General features: G+C 69.5%; 17 protein-coding genes. 6 read left to right on the top strand and 11 right to left on the bottom strand.

Features of this window, described 5'->3' with window-relative positions; translation table 11 throughout:
* Positions 1 to 3 precede the first annotated feature (3 nt).
* From RZE77_RS31080 to RZE77_RS31065, 4 genes are read left to right on the top strand one after another with little or no spacing between them, the layout of a single operon-like run.
* Positions 4 to 987: a beta propeller repeat protein gene (locus tag RZE77_RS31080; RefSeq protein WP_319442534.1), complete on the top strand. Its 984-nt coding sequence runs from the start codon at positions 4 to 6 to the stop codon at positions 985 to 987.
* Positions 988 to 992: 5 nt separating this feature from the next.
* Positions 993 to 1,508: a hypothetical protein gene (locus RZE77_RS31075; protein ID WP_319442533.1), complete on the top strand. Its 516-nt coding sequence runs from the start codon at positions 993 to 995 to the stop codon at positions 1,506 to 1,508.
* Positions 1,505 to 1,804, top strand: coding sequence for a sulfurtransferase TusA family protein (locus RZE77_RS31070; protein ID WP_319442532.1), 300 nt, complete (start codon positions 1,505 to 1,507; stop codon positions 1,802 to 1,804). Before RZE77_RS31075 ends, RZE77_RS31070 begins: the two co-directional genes overlap by 4 nt.
* A 45-nt stretch (positions 1,805 to 1,849) precedes the next feature.
* Positions 1,850 to 2,998, top strand: coding sequence for a DUF2169 family type VI secretion system accessory protein (locus tag RZE77_RS31065; protein WP_319442531.1), 1,149 nt, complete (start codon positions 1,850 to 1,852; stop codon positions 2,996 to 2,998).
* Positions 2,999 to 3,074: 76 nt separating this feature from the next.
* Here the strand turns inward: RZE77_RS31065 and RZE77_RS31060 are convergent, their stop codons facing one another.
* Both RZE77_RS31060 and RZE77_RS31055 read right to left on the bottom strand, forming a co-directional pair.
* Positions 3,075 to 3,722, bottom strand: a complete 648-nt coding sequence (locus tag RZE77_RS31060; protein ID WP_319442530.1) for an ATPase — start codon at positions 3,720 to 3,722, stop codon at positions 3,075 to 3,077.
* On the bottom strand, positions 3,722 to 4,069 hold the full coding sequence (locus tag RZE77_RS31055) for a type II toxin-antitoxin system prevent-host-death family antitoxin (RefSeq protein WP_319442529.1): 348 nt from the start codon (positions 4,067 to 4,069) through the stop codon (positions 3,722 to 3,724). The genes RZE77_RS31060 and RZE77_RS31055 overlap by 1 nt, the downstream gene beginning before the upstream one ends.
* A 193-nt stretch (positions 4,070 to 4,262) precedes the next feature.
* On the opposite strand from RZE77_RS31055, the gene RZE77_RS31050 reads away from it, so the two are divergent.
* A complete protein-coding gene (locus RZE77_RS31050; RefSeq protein WP_319442528.1) occupies positions 4,263 to 5,087 on the top strand; it encodes a universal stress protein in 825 nt (274 codons plus the stop codon).
* Between the two features lie 42 nt (positions 5,088 to 5,129).
* Positions 5,130 to 6,482, top strand: coding sequence for an MBL fold metallo-hydrolase (locus tag RZE77_RS31045; protein WP_319442527.1), 1,353 nt, complete (start codon positions 5,130 to 5,132; stop codon positions 6,480 to 6,482).
* Positions 6,483 to 6,500: 18 nt separating this feature from the next.
* Here RZE77_RS31045 and RZE77_RS31040 read toward each other — a convergent pair whose 3' ends face one another.
* From RZE77_RS31040 to RZE77_RS31000, 9 genes are all read right to left on the bottom strand, one after another.
* Entirely contained in the window at positions 6,501 to 8,600 is a 2,100-nt protein-coding gene (locus RZE77_RS31040) for a PAS domain S-box protein (protein WP_319442526.1), read from the bottom strand.
* Positions 8,601 to 8,604: 4 nt separating this feature from the next.
* The gene (locus RZE77_RS31035) at positions 8,605 to 9,351 is read right to left on the bottom strand and encodes a response regulator transcription factor (protein ID WP_319442525.1); all 747 of its coding nucleotides are present in this window, start codon (positions 9,349 to 9,351) and stop codon (positions 8,605 to 8,607) included.
* A 131-nt stretch (positions 9,352 to 9,482) separates the two neighbouring features.
* Entirely contained in the window at positions 9,483 to 10,535 is a 1,053-nt protein-coding gene (gene adhP, locus RZE77_RS31030) for an alcohol dehydrogenase AdhP (RefSeq protein WP_319442524.1), read from the bottom strand.
* A gap of 13 nt (positions 10,536 to 10,548) precedes the next feature.
* Positions 10,549 to 11,202: a BON domain-containing protein gene (locus tag RZE77_RS31025; RefSeq protein ID WP_319442523.1), complete on the bottom strand. Its 654-nt coding sequence runs from the start codon at positions 11,200 to 11,202 to the stop codon at positions 10,549 to 10,551.
* 40 nt (positions 11,203 to 11,242) lie between these two features.
* Positions 11,243 to 11,695: a universal stress protein gene (locus RZE77_RS31020; RefSeq protein WP_319442522.1), complete on the bottom strand. Its 453-nt coding sequence runs from the start codon at positions 11,693 to 11,695 to the stop codon at positions 11,243 to 11,245.
* Positions 11,696 to 11,798: 103 nt separating this feature from the next.
* Positions 11,799 to 14,480, bottom strand: coding sequence for a bifunctional acetate--CoA ligase family protein/GNAT family N-acetyltransferase (locus tag RZE77_RS31015; protein ID WP_319442521.1), 2,682 nt, complete (start codon positions 14,478 to 14,480; stop codon positions 11,799 to 11,801).
* Positions 14,481 to 14,532: 52 nt separating this feature from the next.
* Entirely contained in the window at positions 14,533 to 14,907 is a 375-nt protein-coding gene (locus tag RZE77_RS31010; RefSeq protein ID WP_319442520.1) for a TraR/DksA family transcriptional regulator, read from the bottom strand.
* On the bottom strand, positions 14,904 to 16,364 hold the full coding sequence (locus tag RZE77_RS31005; protein ID WP_319442519.1) for a trypsin-like peptidase domain-containing protein: 1,461 nt from the start codon (positions 16,362 to 16,364) through the stop codon (positions 14,904 to 14,906). The genes RZE77_RS31010 and RZE77_RS31005 overlap by 4 nt, the downstream gene beginning before the upstream one ends.
* Before the next feature lie 32 nt (positions 16,365 to 16,396).
* Entirely contained in the window at positions 16,397 to 16,924 is a 528-nt protein-coding gene (locus RZE77_RS31000; protein ID WP_319442518.1) for a flavodoxin family protein, read from the bottom strand.
* Positions 16,925 to 17,024: the final 100 nt, after the last annotated feature.

The following is a 17,024-nucleotide window of genomic DNA, read 5'->3' as shown; positions in this document are numbered from 1 at the left end:
CCCATGGAGCAATTCGATTCCCCACCCGAGAAACCAGAACTCAGGATTGAAACCGGCGTTGCGGCGACGAAGGATTTCCTGATCATTTCCTGTTCGAAGAAGGAAGACCGTTTCGAAGGCTTTTCCCGCGTCTGCGTGTTCAATGCCGGTGCGCAGGTGCCATGGCATTACTTCGATCTTCCCCTGACCATCCTCGCCAGCGCTGCGTACCACCCTGCTGCTGCAACGGCCGCGTCGCTGGTCCTGGTGGCGGAGGACGGCGACGTCTTTCGCCTGCCGCTCGATGGAAGGCCGGTCATGGAACGTGTCGCGGGCTCCGGCCTGTGGAACGACGATTCCGAAGGCTGGGGCTACCTGACGGGTGCGCGCCAGGTCGGTGAGCACCTGTATGTCTACGGGGCGGGAGGCCAGATCTACCGGCGTGCGGACGACGGCACGTGGCAGCACATGGACGATGGCCTTCTGCAGAAACCGGACGGCGTGCACAACGTCTTCATCAACGCCGTCGATGGCGCGGGAGCGCGCGATATCCATGCCGCGGGCTGGGACTCGAAGGCCGATGCGGGGCTGCTTTTCTTTCGCGAGGACGATGCCTGGAAAAAGATCCAGCTGGAAACGGCCGAACTCAACGGCCTGTGCGTCGAAGACCGCGAGACCGTCTGGGTCTGCGGCAAGGACGGAACCCTGCTGCGCGGAAATCGAGAGACGGGGTTCATCGACGTCTCCGGAACCGAAGACGTCAGGGACTACAGCGACGTGACGGTCTATGCGGGCAAGGTCTACCTGGCGGCCCCCGAAGGATTGTTCGTCCGCGAGAACGATGCCATCGAACCCGTCGTGACCGGCCTGGTGCCCGAGTACCGCGACGGCCATGTGCTGCAGGTGGTCGACGGCGTGCTGTGGTCCATCGGCTATGCGGACATCGCGCGCTACGACGGACAGGTGTGGGAACGCATTCCGTTCCCCGGCAATCCGCCGATCGTGTAGGCCCGATGGCCTTGTGGAAGCGTGACGTGGACTGGGTGGGCGAGGCGGCCCGGCGCATCGGCTGTTGCGGCCTGGCCGCATGGCTGCCGGAGTTCGCCGCCTGGGCCGAGCTGACGCCCACCGAGTGCCCGCCGGCGCGGCCTGCCCGCAAGGCCGACTACGCCAGCCTGTCGCGTGGCGTGAAGATGACGCTGCACTATCCGTTCGCCGGCCGGGCCGCGTGCGCCGATGCGCAGGGGTGGGTGCTCGGCGAGCTCGAGATCGATGCGTCGAGGCTCCCGCTGCCCTTCGGCCTCGATTCCGGCCGCGAGACACCGCATGGCGCGAGGCGCAAGCTCTCGAACGACACGGCCTTCGGCCGCCCGGTCGATTTCCGCGACGGCAATCGGCGCATCGTTCACTATCTGCCCGACGGGCGCGTGGTCGGCGTCGGCTTCAAGGCTTCGCTGGAGGGCATCGAGAACCTGCACCTGCAGCGCATCGTCGCGATGCCCGACTTCCGCACGCTGGACGTTCCGTGACGAGCCCGCTCCCGCATCCGTCGGGCACGCCCTTCCTGCCGGCCCGGCCGGTCCCGAAGGCGCCGGGTGCCGGCGACCCCGTTCATGTCGATGCCCGCGGCACACGCTGTCCGGTGCCCATCCTGCGGCTGCGCAAGGCCGTTGGCCGCAGCATGCCGGGGCAGGTGATCGTCCTCGTGACGGACGACCCCTCGGCACTCGCCAATGTCCAGCAGGCCTTGGGCTGGCTCCCGGCCCAGCTCTTTGCCATTCGCCGCGAAGACGATCGCGTCATCTTCACCCTGCTGCGCCAATGACGGCATTGCCTTGCAGCCTTCCACTTCGACCGCGCAGGACCCGGCATGGCTCCCACGCTTGAGAACCGCACGCCCTTCTCGGCCCTTGCCTTCTCGCAATTCCACCGCGACGGCACCGACATGGCCGTGCTGTCGGTGCGCGGCACCTTCCATGTCGTGCCGGGCGCGCCGCTGGTGCTCGCGCCTCGGCAGGACGAAGTCGAGCTCGCTGACCGCTACGAGGGCGATCCCGCACACGGCCTGCTGGTGCGGCCCTGCGATATCGTGCCCTTCAAGCTGGCGGCCGACCTGACCATCGTGGGCGCGAGCTGGGCGCCGCAAGGCGTGGCGGCCCGCTCGTGGATCACCGGCGTGCGCCTGGGCAAGCTCGAGAAGATCCTGCGGGTGCATGGACCGAGAGTCTGGCGCCCGGACACCACGCAGCAGGACAAAGGCAGGGCGACCGGCAAGGATTGGAGCCTCTCGGAAGCTCGTCCCGCCAGGGCCGTCGCTCTCGACTGGCGCAAGGCCTTCGGCGGACCGATTCCTGGAACCGGGGAGGGCGAAACGCCGGTCGACGCGCATCGCTTCAATCCCATCGGCTGCGGCATCGTCGATGCGCAACACAGTCCTTCGGATGTCGACATTCCCGCGCCCTGCATCGAGGATCCTGCCGATCCGATTCTCGACTGGCGCCGCCGCGACCACGTACCCCAGGGTCTTGCTCCGCTCCCGCCGGTCTGGCGTTTCCGGCAGCAGTATGCAGGCACCTACGATGACGCCTGGCTCGCCGAAAAACATCCGCTGCTACCCGACGACTTCGACTATCGCTTCTATCAGTACGCAGCGCCGGACCTTGTTCATCACGCACGCCTGAATGGCGATGAGGAACTGCAGCTCCTGCACATGCACCCGGACCACGCACACATCCAGGTCTGGTTGCCGGGCGTGCAACTGTCCGCCACCGCCTATCGGCAGGATGGAGGCACGGACCGCCTGGAACTGATGCTCGACGGCGTCCATGTGGATCTGACCTCCGATCCTGCGGCGGTCTGTCTGACCTGGCGATGCTGGGCGCCAAAGCGCTCGGGCATCCGCTTGCTCGAACTCCAGGTCGAGAACCCCGCGAGGCTTCTAGAGGTCGCGCGTACCTACGTCAAGCACGAGCGAGTGTCGGGCGCAGCAAGCGATGGGCCGACTCGGGATTTCCTTTAGCGTCTTCCAGGCCGATGTTGCGCAAGATCTGCGTCGCCCACGGCCTCGGGGTCCGTACACAGGCCTTGGCGATCTGTCAGCCCAGCAACTCGATCGCCGCCTGGACAATGGGCCGCGCCCAGGCCGGCGTGGCCGCGAGCGCGGCCAGGTCGCCCGGCTGCGGAAAGACGGGCTCGCCCGCGCTCAGTTCGAGCACCAGCACCGGGTCTGCAATGTCGCCGCCGGGCGGCGCTTCCGTGCTGTTGTCGAAGACCTGCAGCCGGGTGAGCTTCGGCAGCAGCTGGATGAGGTTGGCGCGCGAGGCGATCCAGCGCTCGCGGATCTTGGCCTCCGGGATGTCGTGGCCGCCGCGCGCCACGCGCGCCCGCACGCGGGCGATGTGCTGCTCGGGCGAGGACAGCCCGCAGAAGATCATGACCACGTCGTGGCTCGACGCGGCACGCGCGAGCAGCGCGGGAATGGTGCTCGCGCCCAGCGTGGTCTCGAAGGCGTAGTTGGTACGCTGCGAGATCGCGGCCTCCAGCCGTTCGCGGCCAAGGTTCCATGCGCGGGCGTTCGCCTCTTCGGGCGCGAGCCCGAGCTGCGCGATGAGCTCCCGCGCGCAGGTGTCCGGGTTGAACCAGGTCAGGCCGTGCTCGGCGAGCAGGGCGCCGCCGACCGAGCTCTTGCCCGCCCCGTTGACGCCGGCCAGCACCAGGATGAAGGGGCGCGCGGCCGCCGCCATCAGAAGGTGTCGCCCGCCTTGGGACGGTGCCCGAGCTTGCCCTTGGCGGCGAACAGCTTGCCCATCTGCGTGGCCGCCTCGGGCTGCTGCAGCACGCCCAGCCGCACGTCGAAGCGGCGCCCGAGTTCGTCGAGCACCGACTGCTCGCGCGCCTTGAGCGCCTGCGCGTCTTCCACCAGCTGGTTGTAGGTGGCCGCGGTCAGCAGCACCATCTCCACCGTCGAATGGTTGGTCACGGCCAGGCTGCCGGTCTTCTGGACCTGGCGGACCACGTCGCCCCAGCGGTTCTTGACGTGGGATGCGTTCTGGCGCGGCAGTTCGTCGAGGTTGGGCAGGATGGCGGCCATGGTGTGCTCCTTTGGTGCCATTATGGCAAAAATAGCAAAAATGGACAAAAGGCCTGGAAGAAGCCATTTTCCGGCAAGCCAGACGACGCCGCCGTCGCCCGGATTGATATGGCGCAAGGCCGGCGCCGTCCGCGGGGCCTAAGGTCTGCGAATACGCCCCCACATGGGCCGCATTTCCGAAGGAGCTCCCGCCATGCAGACCCCGAAATCGATCCTCCTGCACCTCGACGGTTCGACCCGCACGGCGGAACGCATCGCCTTCGCGCGCAGCCTGGCCGACGCCTTCGACGCGCAAGTGACCGGTGCGCCGTGCACCCTGTCCGCGCTCATGCGCTATCCGTTCGCGCTGGAAGGCGCCGCGGAGGCCATTGCGATCATGCGCGAGGGCGACGAGGCCGCGCGCGACAGGATGTACGCGAGCTTCACGGCCCAGGCCGCCGGCTCGCCCCGCATGCACTGGACCGAGCAGGAGAGCGACGCGCCGTGGGGTTTCGCCCGCCGTGCGCTCTACGCCGACCTGGTGATCCTGGGCCAGCGCAATCCCGAAGATCCCATGGCCTCCGAACTGCCTGGCGACTTCCTGCCGCACCTGCTGGTGGAAAGCGGACGGCCCGCGCTGGTGCTGCCCTATGCGGGTGCGCTGGTTGCGGCACCCGGCACCGTGCTGCTGGCATGGAAGGAAACCCCCGAGGCCGCGCGCGCGGTGACGGCCGCGCTGCCCTGGCTGCGTGCCGCCTCGAAGGTGCATGCGGCCAGCTATGGCGAAGGCGCCGAAGCATCCCTGAAGCAGCTGCAGCGCTATCTTGCCGCCCAGGGAATTGCCGATGTCTCGCCGCACGCAGACGGCACCGGAGAAGGGGATGCCGGCAACCGGCTGCTGTCGATGGCCGCGGATCTGGGCGCGGACCTGCTCGTGATGGGCTGCTACGGCCACAGCCGGGCGCGCGAATGGATCCTGGGCGGTGCCACGCGCACGATGCTCGAGTCGATGACGCTGCCGGTGCTGATGTCGCACTGACGACGAACCGCCCCCTCAATACGCAGGAACGCAGGAGCAGCCATGCGCATCGATTTTCTGGGCGGGACCGGCACCGTGACCGGTTCCAAGTATCTGCTCACGCACGAGGGCCGGCGGCTGCTGGTGGACTGCGGGCTGTTCCAGGGGCTCAAGCAGCTGCGGCTGCGCAACTGGGACGCGCTGTCCTTCGACGCGTCGGCCATCGATGCGGTGCTGCTGACGCATGCCCACATCGATCACAGCGGCTTCGTGCCGCGGCTCGTGAAGCTCGGCTTCAAGGGGAAGGTGTACTGCACGGCCGCCACCCGCGAACTGTGCGAACTGCTGCTGCCCGATTCCGGCCGGCTGCAGGAGGAGGAGGCCGATTTTTCCAACCGGCACGGGCATTCGAAGCACAAGCCCGCGCTGCCGCTCTACACCGAGCAGGAGGCGCGCACCGCGCTGAAGCGGTTCGAGTGCATCTCCTTCGACGAGGAATGCTCGCCCTGGCCCGGCTGGTCATGGCGGGTGGTGCGGGCCGGCCACATCCTCGGCGCGGGCAGCCTGCGCGTCGAATGGAAGGAGGGCAGCATCCTGTTCTCGGGCGACCTGGGCCGCAGCGACGACCTGGTGATGCGGCCGCCGCAGGAGGCCGCGCCGGCCGACTACGTGGTGGTGGAGTCCACCTACGGCAACCGGCGGCACCTGGACGCCGACACCCTCGGCGAGCTGGCGGGCGTGATCAACCGCACGGCCGCGCGCGGCGGGGTGCTGGTGGTGCCGGCCTTTGCGGTGGGCCGCGCGCAAACGCTGCTGTACGGCATCCAGCTGCTCAAGCGCGAAGGCCGCATTCCGGACATGCCGGTCTACCTCAACAGTCCGATGGCCGCGGATGCCACGCGCCTCTACAAGGCGCACCTGGACGAGCACCGCATGAGCGCAGAGCAATGCGCCGACATGAGCGGGAAGACCATCATCGTCAACACGCTGGAAGAGTCCAAGCGCCTGAACAGGTTGAGCTATCCGTCGATCATCGTGTCGGCCAGCGGCATGGCCACGGGCGGCCGCGTGCTGCATCACCTGAAGGCCTACGCACCCGATGCGCGCAACACGATCCTGTTCGCGGGCTTCCAGGCCGCGGGCACGCGCGGCGCGACGCTGGTGGGCGGCGCGGACGCGGTGAAGATCCACGGCACCTACGTGCCGGTGCGTGCCGAGGTGGCGAACCTCGAGACCCTGTCCGCCCATGCCGACCGCGAGCAGCTGCTGGCCTGGCTCTCGTCCCAGAAGACACCGCGCCGCGTGTTCGTGACGCACGGCGAACCCGTGGCCGCCGACGCGCTGAGGCTGGCCGTCGAGGAGCGCTACGGCTGGCCCTGCACCGTTCCGGAATACCGCGAATCGCGGGAGCTGTGAAGGGGCCGCGCCTGCCCGCTAAGGCCGTGCGGCCGCCAGCACCCTGGCCAGGGCGCACGCGAGTTCGCCGCGCGTGTAGGGCTTGCGCAGCAGCTCCCAGCTTTGCGGCACGTCGCGGTCGGCGTCGAGCAACTCCGACGAGAAGCCGGACATCAGGAGAATGGCGAGTTGCGGAAAGCGCTGCTGCGCCTCGGCGGCGAGCCGGGTTCCGCGCATGCCGGGCCCGAGCGCGATGTCGCTGAGCAGCACGTCGAAGGAATCCGCATCCGTTTCCATGCTCAGCAGCGCCTGCTCGGCATTGGCCGCGGTCACCACGCTGCAGCCGAGCGTCACGAGAAAGGTATGGACGACCCGGCGCACTTCGGCGTCGTCCTCGACCAGCATGACCCGCAGGCCGGCGGGAATCGCCTGCTCGCCGTCTTCTTCCTCCACGGCCGCAGGGACCGGGTCGTACAGCTGGGGAAGGAAGAGCGTCACGGTCGTTCCCGCGCCCGGCTGCGTGGCGATGGCCACGGCGCCCTTGGACTGCTTCACGAAGCCGTACACCGTGCTCAGGCCCAGGCCGGTGCCGCGGCCGGCTTCCTTGGTCGTGAAGAAAGGCTCGAAGGCGCGCTCCTTCACTTCCTCGGTCATGCCGGTGCCGCTGTCGGCCACCGAAATGGCAACGAAGCTGCCGTGCGCATCGTGGTCGCTGAGCTCGTTGTGCACCTCCGGCGGCAGCGCGCCGCAGGCCTCGGCGCGAAAGTGCAGCGTGCCGCCCTCGGGCATGGCGTCGCGCGCGTTGATGGCAATGTTCAGCAATGCCGATTCGAGTTGGCCGGGGTCGGCGAGCACCGGCGGGCAGCCCGGCGCGGCGTCGATCGCGATGCCGATGCGCTGGTCGAGCGTGCGCCGCAGCATGTCGGCCAGCGAATGCAGCATCGCATGCGTGTCCACCGCGTTGGGCTGCAGCATCTGCCGGCGCGAAAACGCCAGCAGCTTGCCCGTGAGCTCGGCGCCGCGCCGCGAGGCCCGCGCCGCGGCTCCCACCAGCTGCTGGGCGTAGCCGTCCTGTGCAATGGCGGGCAGCTCTTCGAGCACCTGCAGGTTGCCCTGGATGATGGTGAGCAGGTTGTTGAAGTCGTGCGCGATGCCGCCCGTGAGCTGGCCGACGCTTTCGAGCCGCTGGGCGTGGCTGAGCGCCTCTTCGGTCTGCACCCGCTGCAGGCTGGTGGCCAGCAGGTTGGAAAGCGATTCGAGGAAGCGCAGCTCCTCGTCGCCGAAGCGCTTGGCCTCGCGCGACCGCACGGTCAGGACGCCGATGAAGCGGCCCCGGTCGTAGAAGGGCACGGCCAGCGCGCTGACCAGCCCGGCATCGAGGTAGGCCTGCGGCACGGCGAAGCGCCGCTCCTGGGCGTAGTCGGGCACCACCACCGGCTTGCCCTCGGCAAAGACGAAGCCCGGAGGCGTGTTCGCGTGGCTGGCAATGCGCACGCCGATTTCTTCTCCGGGCACCAGGCCCACGCCGCTCGCCACGCGGAATTCGAGGCGGCTGTTTTCCAGCAGCAGCACCATGGCCACTTCGACCTCGAGCGCTTCGGCGGCCATGGCGGGCACGTGGTCGAGCACCACCTGCAGGTCGCGGGTGTCCACGGCCAGGCGGCCCAGCTGCGCGAGGTAGTCGCTGTAGCGCGCCCGCTGCAGCGCCTGCTTCACGCGGGGATAGGCGCCGATGTCGCGGATGGCGGCCACCACGAACGGCAGGCCCTGGCTCTGCAGCGGGCTGAGGGCGATCTCGACCATCACCTCGCTGCCGTCCTTGCGCTTGGCGACCAGCTCCATCTGCGTGCCCATGGGCCGGGGGCGCGGCGCGCGGCCGTAGGCCTCGCGGTAGGACGCGTGGCGCGGGCGGATGCTGTCGGGCACCAGCGCGTCGACGTTCAGGCCCACCAGTTCGTCGACCGCGTAGCCCAGCAGGCTGGCCGCCGCGGGGTTGGCCAGCACGATGCGGCCGGCCTGGTCGACCAGCAGCAACGAGTCGGGATAGGAGATGAAGAGCGAACGGAAGACGCTGCTCTCTTCGACGCCCGAAGGCAGTCCCGGCAGGGTGGGGGCGATCGGGGAAGAGGGCGGGTTCATCGGCTCAGCCCTGGGTGACGGGCGGAACCAGGATGTAGCCCGCGCCCCGCACCGACTTGACGATCTGCGGATCGTCCGGATCGGCCTCGATCTTCTTGCGCAGCCGGCCGACCTGCACGTCGATGGTGCGGTCGAACGGGGCGGCTTCGCGCCCGCGGGTCTGCTCGAGCAGGAAGTCGCGCGAGAGCACGCGCCCGGGGTGGCGCGCAAAAGCGCAGAGCAGGTCGAATTCGCCGCCGGTGAGCGGTACGTTCTGTCCCTGCGGGTTCGTCAGGCTGCGCGCCGCGAGGTCGAGCTGCCAGCCGGCAAAGCGCAGCCGGTCGGAAGTCCCTGGGGCGAAGGATGCCGGCGCAGCTGCCGGGACGGCAGGGACATCGCCCGGCGCCAGGCGCCTGAGCACGGCCTTGACCCGCGCCACCAGTTCGCGCAGGTCGAAGGGCTTCGTCACGTAGTCGTCCGCGCCCACTTCCAGGCCGACGACCTTGTCCACCGCATCGCCGCGGCCGGTGACGATGACCAGGCCGCAGCGCCAGTTCTCGCGCATGCGCCGGGCAATGGAAAAGCCGTCCTCGCCGGGCAGCCCGAGGTCGAGCAGCACGAGGTCGGCCGGATCGCTGTCCATCAGCGCCATCAAGGAAGGGCCGTTGTGCAGCTGGGTCACGCGAAAGCCGTGGCTTTGGAGGTAGTTGGCCAGCAGCTGCGTGATGTCGATCTCGTCGTCGAGCACCGCGATGTGGGAGGCGGATTTCATCCGGGAAGCGTGGATTCGAGGCCGAATGTCACAGCATTGTTAAGAACCGTACAAGCGTAGCACGCACACCTTGTGCGCGGCACGCCATTTTCGCGCGCGCGAGGCCAGCGTGCCCGGTGTCCGCAACGCGCTCACGGATTCGCCTGCGCCCCTTGTCCGCCGTCCGCGATGCGCATCACGACGCGGCCCTCGACCCGGCCCTGGCGCATGCGGTCGAGCACGGTGTTGATGTTGTCCAGGCTGTCTTCGGTGCAGACGGTTCGCACCTTGCCCTCGCCGGCGAATTCCAGCGCCTCCTGCAGGTCCTTGCGCGTGCCGACGATCGAGCCCCGCACCGTCTTGGCGTTGAGCACCATGTCGAAGATCGGCAGTGCAAAGTCGCCGGGCGGCAGGCCCACCAGCGCCATCGTGCCGCGCTTGTGCAGCATGCCCAGCGCCTGGCCGAAGGCGCTGCGCGACACCGCCGTGACCAGCACGCCGTGCGCGCCGCGCAAGCTGCGCTGCAGCTCCTTCACGGGATCCTGCGTGGCGGCATTGATGACCATGTCCGCGCCGAGCGCCTTCGCCAGCTCGAGCTGGCCGTCGTGGATGTCGACGCCCACCACGTGAAAGCCCATGGCCTTTGCGTACTGCACGGCCAGATGGCCGAGACCGCCGACGCCCGAGACCACCACCCAGTCGCCCGGCTTGCAGTCGAGCATCTTCAGGCCCTTGTAGACCGTGACACCGGCGCACAGCACGGGAGCGATCTCGGTGAAGCCCACGTTGGCGGGCAGCCGCCCGATGTAGCCCGGGTCAGCCAGCACGTATTCGGCGTAGCCGCCGTTGACGGTGTAGCCGGTCATCTGCTGCTCGTCGCACAGCGTTTCCCAGCCGGTGATGCAATGTTCGCAGTGGCCGCAGGCCGTGTGGAGCCAGGGCACGCCCACGCGGTCGCCTTCCTTCACGCCCTTGACGCCGGCACCGATGGCCGCGACGAAGCCCACGCCCTCGTGCCCCGGAATGAAGGGCAGCGAAGGCTTCACGGGCCAGTCGCCATCGGCGGCGTGCAGGTCGGTGTGGCACACGCCCGATGCGACCACCTTCACGAGCACCTGGCCGGGCGCGACCTCCGGAATGGCGACTTCCTCGATCTGCAGGGGCCGGCCGAATTCCCGTACGACGGCAGCCTTCATGGTTTGCATGGTGCCTTGTTCCTCAGGCCTCGACGGCCAGTTCGTTGATCACCGAAACCACCCCCGGCGCGGACCAGGCGGCGCCGCGCACCGCGTTCAGCTCCGCCCAGGAACGCACCTTGCCGCGCAGCACGACCTGCGAGCCGTTCACGTCGACCGCCACCTGCCGCGGCGCGTCGTGGAACACGCGGATGAGCGCGTCCTGCACCTGCCGTTCCACGTCCGCGGAACACAGCTGCAGCCTGATCCTCACCAGGTTCGTGATGCCGGTGACACCCAGCAGGTTGCGAACCGTCGATTCCGCGGCCTGGCGCTGGTAGTCCCACTCGACTTCGCCGGTCAGCGTGACCCATCCGCCCTCGACCATCGGCCGGACCGCGCCGCGCGGCACCTGCACGTTCCATTCGAGCGCGTGCCCGACGGCCTGTGCGATGTCGGCATCGGTGCGTTCCAGGCCGGCGGCCAGCTTCACCGAGGTCTCGATCGCCAGCGCCTTCACGCCGCTGATGCGCTGCACGGCCTGTTCCACCGCGAGCTTCTCCGCATAGCTGCCGAGATGGCCCGTCAGCGTGACCACGCCGTGGTCGACGATGACGCCCACATGGGTCGAAGCGACGGCCGGATCCCATTCGAGTTCGGCCTGGATGTCTGCCCTGAGCTGGGTGTCGGATTTCATTGGATTCCTGTTCCTTGATGGGTATTGCTGCGCCCTTGGGTCAGCCGCCCGCTTCCTGCCGCACCAGCAGCACGGGCACCGGACTGCCGCGCACGACGAGATCGGCGTCGCTGCCGAGCGCAAGGCGGCTGAAGCCGCGCCGGCCATGCGTGCCCATCACGACCAGGTCGCAGGCGGCTTTCTTGGCCTCCTCGATCACGACGTCGGCAATCCGCCCCCGCGTGACCTCGCGCAGGATGGTGTCGACTTCGACTTCCGACTGCGTTGCCGCGGCCTTGCCGGCCGCCAGCACGGATTGGCCGTATTCCCGCATCTTCTGCAGGCTGGCCTCGAAGCTGGAGATGGTCGACATCTCCATCAGCATCGGAAAGTCGTCGATGACGTGCAGCAGGCGCAGTTTTCCCTTTTGCTCGGCCGCCAGGCGGATGGCCTCGCGCAACCCGCGTTCCGCGGTGGGGCTGCCGTCGATGGGAACAAGAATGCGGTGGTACATGGCGCTGTCTTCCTTTGGGCCGGGCTGAAGGGAGGTCCGCCGCCGGCCGATCGGCGAACGCTTCGATTCTTCGGCCGGGCCGCGGGTGCGGACTTGCGCCATGTCAAGCCAGCGGCAAGGCGCGGTCGGCCAGGTTCAGCACCATGCGCCGCTGCCCCGAGTCCGCGGGCTCGGCGGGGTCGGCCTCGAAGCCCATCGCGCGCGACAGCGCCAGCATGCGGGTGTTCTCGCGCAGCACCAGGCCGACCAGCCGCGCGATGCCGCGATGCCGGGCGTGCTCGATGAGCCGGTCGAAAAGCAGCGTGCCGAGCCCCTGGCCCTTGAGGTCGGAGCGCACGATGATCGCGAACTCGGCCTCCACGTTGTCGGGGTCGCTCACGGTGCGGGCCACGCCCAGTGTCTCGGCCGTACCGTCCGCGGCCCGGGTCTCGGCGATGAAGGCCATCTCGCGGTCGTAGTCGATCTGGGTCAGCCGCGCGAGTTCGCTGCGCGGCAGCTCGCTGCGGCTGTGGAAGACGCGCATGCGGATGTCCTGCGGGTCGAGCGATTCGATGAAGCGCCGGTGCTGCGACTCGTCTTCGGGGCGGATCGGCCGCACCACGATCGGGCGGCCGTTCCATTGCTGCGTGCGAACCCATTGCGTGGGATAGGGCAGGATGGCAAAGCGTTCGGCGCCGCCCACCGGCGTCTTCGACAGCCGGACGCGCGCATCGAGTGCCAGTGCGCCGTGCTCGTCGACCCACAGCGGGTTGATGTCGAGTTCGGCCAGCTGCGGCAGATCGGCCAGCATCTGCGACACCGCCATCAGCACATCGTGCAGCGCATCGAGCCTGGCCGGCGGATGGTCGCGGTAGCCGGCCAGCAGGCGCGAGACGCGGGTGCGCGAGACCAGTTCGCCCGCCAGCGCCCGATTGAGCGGCGGCAGCGCAATGGCGCTGTCGGCGACGACTTCCACCGCGGTGCCGCCTTGTCCGCACAGGATCACCGGACCGAAGACGCTGTCGATGCTGGCGCCGACGATGACCTCCTGCGCATGCGGCCGGTGCACGGTGGGCTGCACCGTGAAGCCGTCGATGCGCGCGCCGGGCCGGGCGGCGGCGACGGCGCCGCGCATCGCCGCGACCGCGTCCCGCAGCGCCGCGTCGTCGGCCAGTGACAGCCGCACGCCGCCCACGTCCGATTTGTGCGTGATGTCGCGCGACAGGATCTTCAGCGCCACCGGGTAGCCGAGTTCGCGCGCGGCCGCCACCGCGGCGTCGGCCGAATCGGCCACCGCGACGGTGGGCACGGTGTCGATGCCGTAGGCCTTCAGCAGGGCCTTGGCTTCGTGTTCGTGCAGCCATTCGCGGCCTTCGGCCAGGGCGCTTTCCAGCAGGCCGAGCGCGGCGGTTGCATCGGGCAGGGGATTGCGGCTGGCATCGGGCGTCTCGGTCAGGATTTCCTGGTTGCGCCTGTAGGTCTGCAGCATCGCAAAGGCATGCACCGCCTCTTCCGGCGTGGCGTAGTCGGCCACCCCGGCGTCCTCGAAGAGCTTGCGCGCCTGCGCGACGGCCGCGTCGCCGAGCCATGCGCTCATCACGCGCGAGGCGTGGCTGCGCACCAGCGGCAGGCAGGCGCGTGCGATGTCTTCGCTGCGCACGATGGCCGTGGGCGCGTGGACGAAGAGCACGGCACCGGTGGCGGGCTCCGCCAGCAGGGCCGAAAGGGTTTCGGCATAGCGCTCCACCGGCGCGTCGCCGATGATGTCGATCGGATTGGCATGCGACCAGTTCGCCGGCAGCAAGGCATCGAGCCGTGCCAGCAGTGCCGCGCCGGGTTCGGGCAGTGCGATGCCGGCGCGCGCGGCCGCGTCGGCCGCCATGACGCCGGCGCCGCCGCCATTGGTCATGACGGTGAGGCCGGTGCTGCGGTTGGTGCGAAAGCGCGCCAGCGTCTCGGCGGCAAGGAACAGCTCCTGCAGGGTGTCCACGCGCAGCATCCCGGCGCGCCGGATGGCAGCGTCGTACACCGTGTCCGAGCCGGCCAGCGCGCCGGTGTGCGATGCGGCGGCCTTCACGCCGTTGCCGGCCCGTCCGGCCTTCACCACGATGACGGGCTTGTTGCGCGCAGCCGCCCGCGCAGCCGACATGAACTTGCGCGGCGACTCGATCGCTTCGACGTAGAGCAGTATCGACCGCGTCCGTGCGTCGTTGGCCAGGTGGTCGAGCAGGTCGCCGAAGTCGACGTCGCAATGGTCGCCCAGGGAAACCAGGTGCGACAGCCCGACGCCACGGCTGCGCGTCCAGTCGAGCACCGCGGTCGCGAGCGCGCCCGACTGCGACACGAAGGCGATGTCTCCGGCCAGCGCATCGCAATGGGCAAAGCTGGCGTTGAGGCCGATGTGCGGGTTCAGCAGCCCGATGCAGTTGGGTCCCAGCAGCCGGACCGTGTGCGCACGCGCGGCATCGAGCGCCGCCTGCTTCTGCTCGGCGCTCAGGCCCGCGGTCACGATGACCACGGCGCGGGTACCGAGTGCGCCGAGTTCCCCGACCAACCCGGCCACCGTGTGCGGCGGCGTGCAGATCAGCGCGAGGTCCGGCGCCGCGGGCAGCTGCGAGGCCCGGGCGTACACCGGCACGCCGTCCAGCATGGCGTGCTTCGGGTTCACCCCGTAGACCGGTCCGGAAAAGGCGCCGGCGCGCAGGTTGCGCCACACCGTGGCGCCAACGCTGCCGAGCCGCGCCGAAGCGCCGAATACGGCGACCGAGGCCGGCGACAGCAGGCGATCGAGATGGCGGATGCTCAAGGGGATCTCCGGATGGGTCGGCCTTTGCCCGGCTCGGCGATGCCGGCGGCGGTCAGCGGCGGTGGCCCGCCTCCGCCAGCGCCTGGCAGGCGGCGCAGCGGATGGCCATGGGCTGCGCCAGCAGGCGCTCGCGCGGAATGTCCTCGCCGCAATCGATGCAGAGGCCGTAGCGGCCTTCGGCGATGCGCTGCTGCGCCTGCTCGATCTCGCTCAATCGCAGGCGGTCGACCTCGATCTCCGCGAAGCGCACGTCGTCCTGCCGCTCGCTCTCGGCCTCGTCGGCATGGCTTCGTACCTCGTGTGCATCGTCGGCCGTGCCTGGCTGGAGGCCCGGGGTGCTTTCGCGCAGCTCCTGCAGGACCTGGCTCTTCATGAGCTCGAGTTGCCGGGCCAGCATGTCGCGGTCGGTGGCGTTCAGATGTTTCATTGCGTTCTCGTGGATGTCGGCGTTCGAAGAAGAGGTGTGGCCGCGGCGGCCCGCTGTTCCGGCATGCGCACCGCGACATATGCCAGGCGCCCGTCGCGCAGCACCAGCAGCGCGATCGGCCGGCCGGCCGGCGCGCGCGACAGGGCTTGCCTGAACTGGTCGACGCGGTCGAGGCGCATGTCGTTGAGGGCCACGATGAAATCGCCGGCGCGGATGCCTTCGCTGCGTGCGAGCCCGGTGGCGTCGCGCACCAGCAGGCCGCTGTCGATGCGCAGCTGCGCCTTCTGCGCCGCGGACACTTCGCCAAGGCTCAGGCCCAGGCCGTCGTTCCATTCAGGCGCGGCGGCAGGCAGCAGGGCGGTCCTGGCCGCCGGCTGCTCCGAGGGCGTGATCCAGGCGGTGCGCTGCGCGCCGTGCCGCCAGACCTCCATGCGGCTGCGGTTGCCCGGGACGCGGTCCTCGATCTGGCGCAGCAGCGCGGTCAGGTGCGAGACCGGAAGGCCGTCGAAGGCCGTCACGATGTCTCCCTGCATGAGGCCGGCCGCATGTGCCGGGCTGTCCGCTTCGATGCGGACCACGAGCGCACCGGCGGCTGCCGGCAGCGCGAACGACTGGGCCAGCTCGGGCGTCATCTCCTGGAACTCCGCGCCCAGGTGGGCGCGCCGGACGCTGCCGCGCGCGCGCAGCTGCGTCGCGATCCGCATCGCCAGGTTGATCGGCACCGCGAACGACAGGCCCATGTAGCCGCCGCTGCCGCTGTAGATCATCGAATTCATGCCGACGACCTCGCCGCGGCTGTCGAACAGCGGGCTGCCGGAACTGCCCGGGTTGATGGCGACGTCGGTCTGGATGAAGGGAACGTCGCCGGCGCCGCCCACGAGGCGGTCCACGGCGCTGACCACGCCTGCCGTGACGCTGCCGTGGAATCCGAACGGCGCGCTGATGGCTGCCACCCAGTCGCCCGGCGCGAGCCGCGAGGAGTCCCCGATGACGGCGGCGGACAGGCCGGTGGCGTCGATCTTGAGCAGGCCGACATCGGTGCGCCTGTCGGCGCCGACCACGCGTGCCATGAAGCGCCGGCCGTCGGCGAGCCGGACCTGCGCCTCGTCGATATTCGCGACCACGTGCGCGCTGGTGAGGATCAGGCCGTCGCTGCCGACGATCACGCCGGAGGCCAGGTCGCGGATCTGGCTGATGCGCACGCTGGCCGGCAGCGGCCAGGCGAGGCGATCGGCAAAGTCGCGCTCGGGTGCGATCTCCAGCTCGATGTCTTCCGGGTTCTGGTCGCGCCCGATGCGCAGCGTGCTGATGTCGACGACCGAGGCGCTGCGGCTTGCGACCAGCGAGGAAAAGGCCGGCGCGGACGACGGGCCGGCGCCCGATGGCGGCGCCGCGACCGGTGCGGTGGCGCAGGCCGCGAGGACCGCGAGCAGGCCGCCGCAAACGGTGGCAAGCATGAAGCGCTGGAGCGGCCGCACGGCAGGCCCGGTCACGCGGCCTGGGGCGACAGCACGGCGGGCCGGACCGCCGACTGCGTGCCCGCGGCACTGCGCACGGCCGTGCCGAAGGCCTGCAGCCGCGTGGCGAAGCTGCCTTCGTCGACTTCGCGCGTGGTGAACGCCGTATCGAGGATCGGCGCGCGTCCGATCAGGCGGCTGATCTCTGCCACGGCATGGGGCGCGCCGCTTCCCCCCATGACCGAGATCACCGCCACGTCGGGCAGGTGATGGCGCCGCGTGCCGACGAAGCTGCGCATCGGTCCGGCAAGGCGCTGTCCCCAGATCGGCGACACCAGCACCACGGCGTCGAAGTCCTTCGCCTTCGGACCGTCGTAGCGGATCGCCGGGTGCCGGCCAAGGAGCGAGTCGAGCAGGCAGCGAAAGCCGCCGAAGGCGCCGGCGCGCGGCCGGGTTTCGGCGATCTCGGCCATGGGCCAGCCCTGCTGGCTGCACAGCAGCTGCGCCACCTTGCGGGAGGTTCCCGTGTAGGAGTAGACGACCACGAGGATCTTGTTCATGGCTCACCCTTGGTGTGTGTTCATGGAGCAATCAATGTAGGCCGCGCGAGACGCGGCTGCCTTGATCTGGAACAAGGCGCGGCTGCCGGCCGGCGGCGAA

Source organism: Variovorax sp. SPNA7 (assembly GCF_033807855.1).
GTDB classification, from domain to species: Bacteria; Pseudomonadota; Gammaproteobacteria; order Burkholderiales; family Burkholderiaceae_C; genus Variovorax; species Variovorax beijingensis.
The sequence above is the reverse complement of the archived record's forward strand: the minus strand, read 5'-3'. Positions and strand labels throughout refer to the sequence as shown.

What these genes read in the sequence shown, in the direction of transcription:
- RZE77_RS31065 (WP_319442531.1), top strand. Translation starts at nt 1,850, where the DNA reads ATGGCTCCCACGCTTGAGAACCGCACGCCCTTCTCGGCCCTTGCCTTC.
- adhP (WP_319442524.1), bottom strand. Translation starts at nt 10,535, where the DNA reads ATGCAAACCATGAAGGCTGCCGTCGTACGGGAATTCGGCCGGCCCCTG.
- RZE77_RS31035 (WP_319442525.1), bottom strand. Translation starts at nt 9,351, where the DNA reads ATGAAATCCGCCTCCCACATCGCGGTGCTCGACGACGAGATCGACATC.
- RZE77_RS31010 (WP_319442520.1), bottom strand. Translation starts at nt 14,907, where the DNA reads ATGAAACATCTGAACGCCACCGACCGCGACATGCTGGCCCGGCAACTC.
- RZE77_RS31040 (WP_319442526.1), bottom strand. Translation starts at nt 8,600, where the DNA reads ATGAACCCGCCCTCTTCCCCGATCGCCCCCACCCTGCCGGGACTGCCT.
- RZE77_RS31050 (WP_319442528.1), top strand. Translation starts at nt 4,263, where the DNA reads ATGCAGACCCCGAAATCGATCCTCCTGCACCTCGACGGTTCGACCCGC.
- RZE77_RS31045 (WP_319442527.1), top strand. Translation starts at nt 5,130, where the DNA reads ATGCGCATCGATTTTCTGGGCGGGACCGGCACCGTGACCGGTTCCAAG.
- RZE77_RS31005 (WP_319442519.1), bottom strand. Translation starts at nt 16,364, where the DNA reads ATGCTTGCCACCGTTTGCGGCGGCCTGCTCGCGGTCCTCGCGGCCTGC.
- RZE77_RS31080 (WP_319442534.1), top strand. Translation starts at nt 4, where the DNA reads ATGGAGCAATTCGATTCCCCACCCGAGAAACCAGAACTCAGGATTGAA.
- RZE77_RS31060 (WP_319442530.1), bottom strand. Translation starts at nt 3,722, where the DNA reads ATGGCGGCGGCCGCGCGCCCCTTCATCCTGGTGCTGGCCGGCGTCAAC.
- RZE77_RS31020 (WP_319442522.1), bottom strand. Translation starts at nt 11,695, where the DNA reads ATGTACCACCGCATTCTTGTTCCCATCGACGGCAGCCCCACCGCGGAA.
- RZE77_RS31025 (WP_319442523.1), bottom strand. Translation starts at nt 11,202, where the DNA reads ATGAAATCCGACACCCAGCTCAGGGCAGACATCCAGGCCGAACTCGAA.
- RZE77_RS31075 (WP_319442533.1), top strand. Translation starts at nt 993, where the DNA reads ATGGCCTTGTGGAAGCGTGACGTGGACTGGGTGGGCGAGGCGGCCCGG.
- RZE77_RS31000 (WP_319442518.1), bottom strand. Translation starts at nt 16,924, where the DNA reads ATGAACAAGATCCTCGTGGTCGTCTACTCCTACACGGGAACCTCCCGC.
- RZE77_RS31055 (WP_319442529.1), bottom strand. Translation starts at nt 4,069, where the DNA reads ATGGCCGCCATCCTGCCCAACCTCGACGAACTGCCGCGCCAGAACGCA.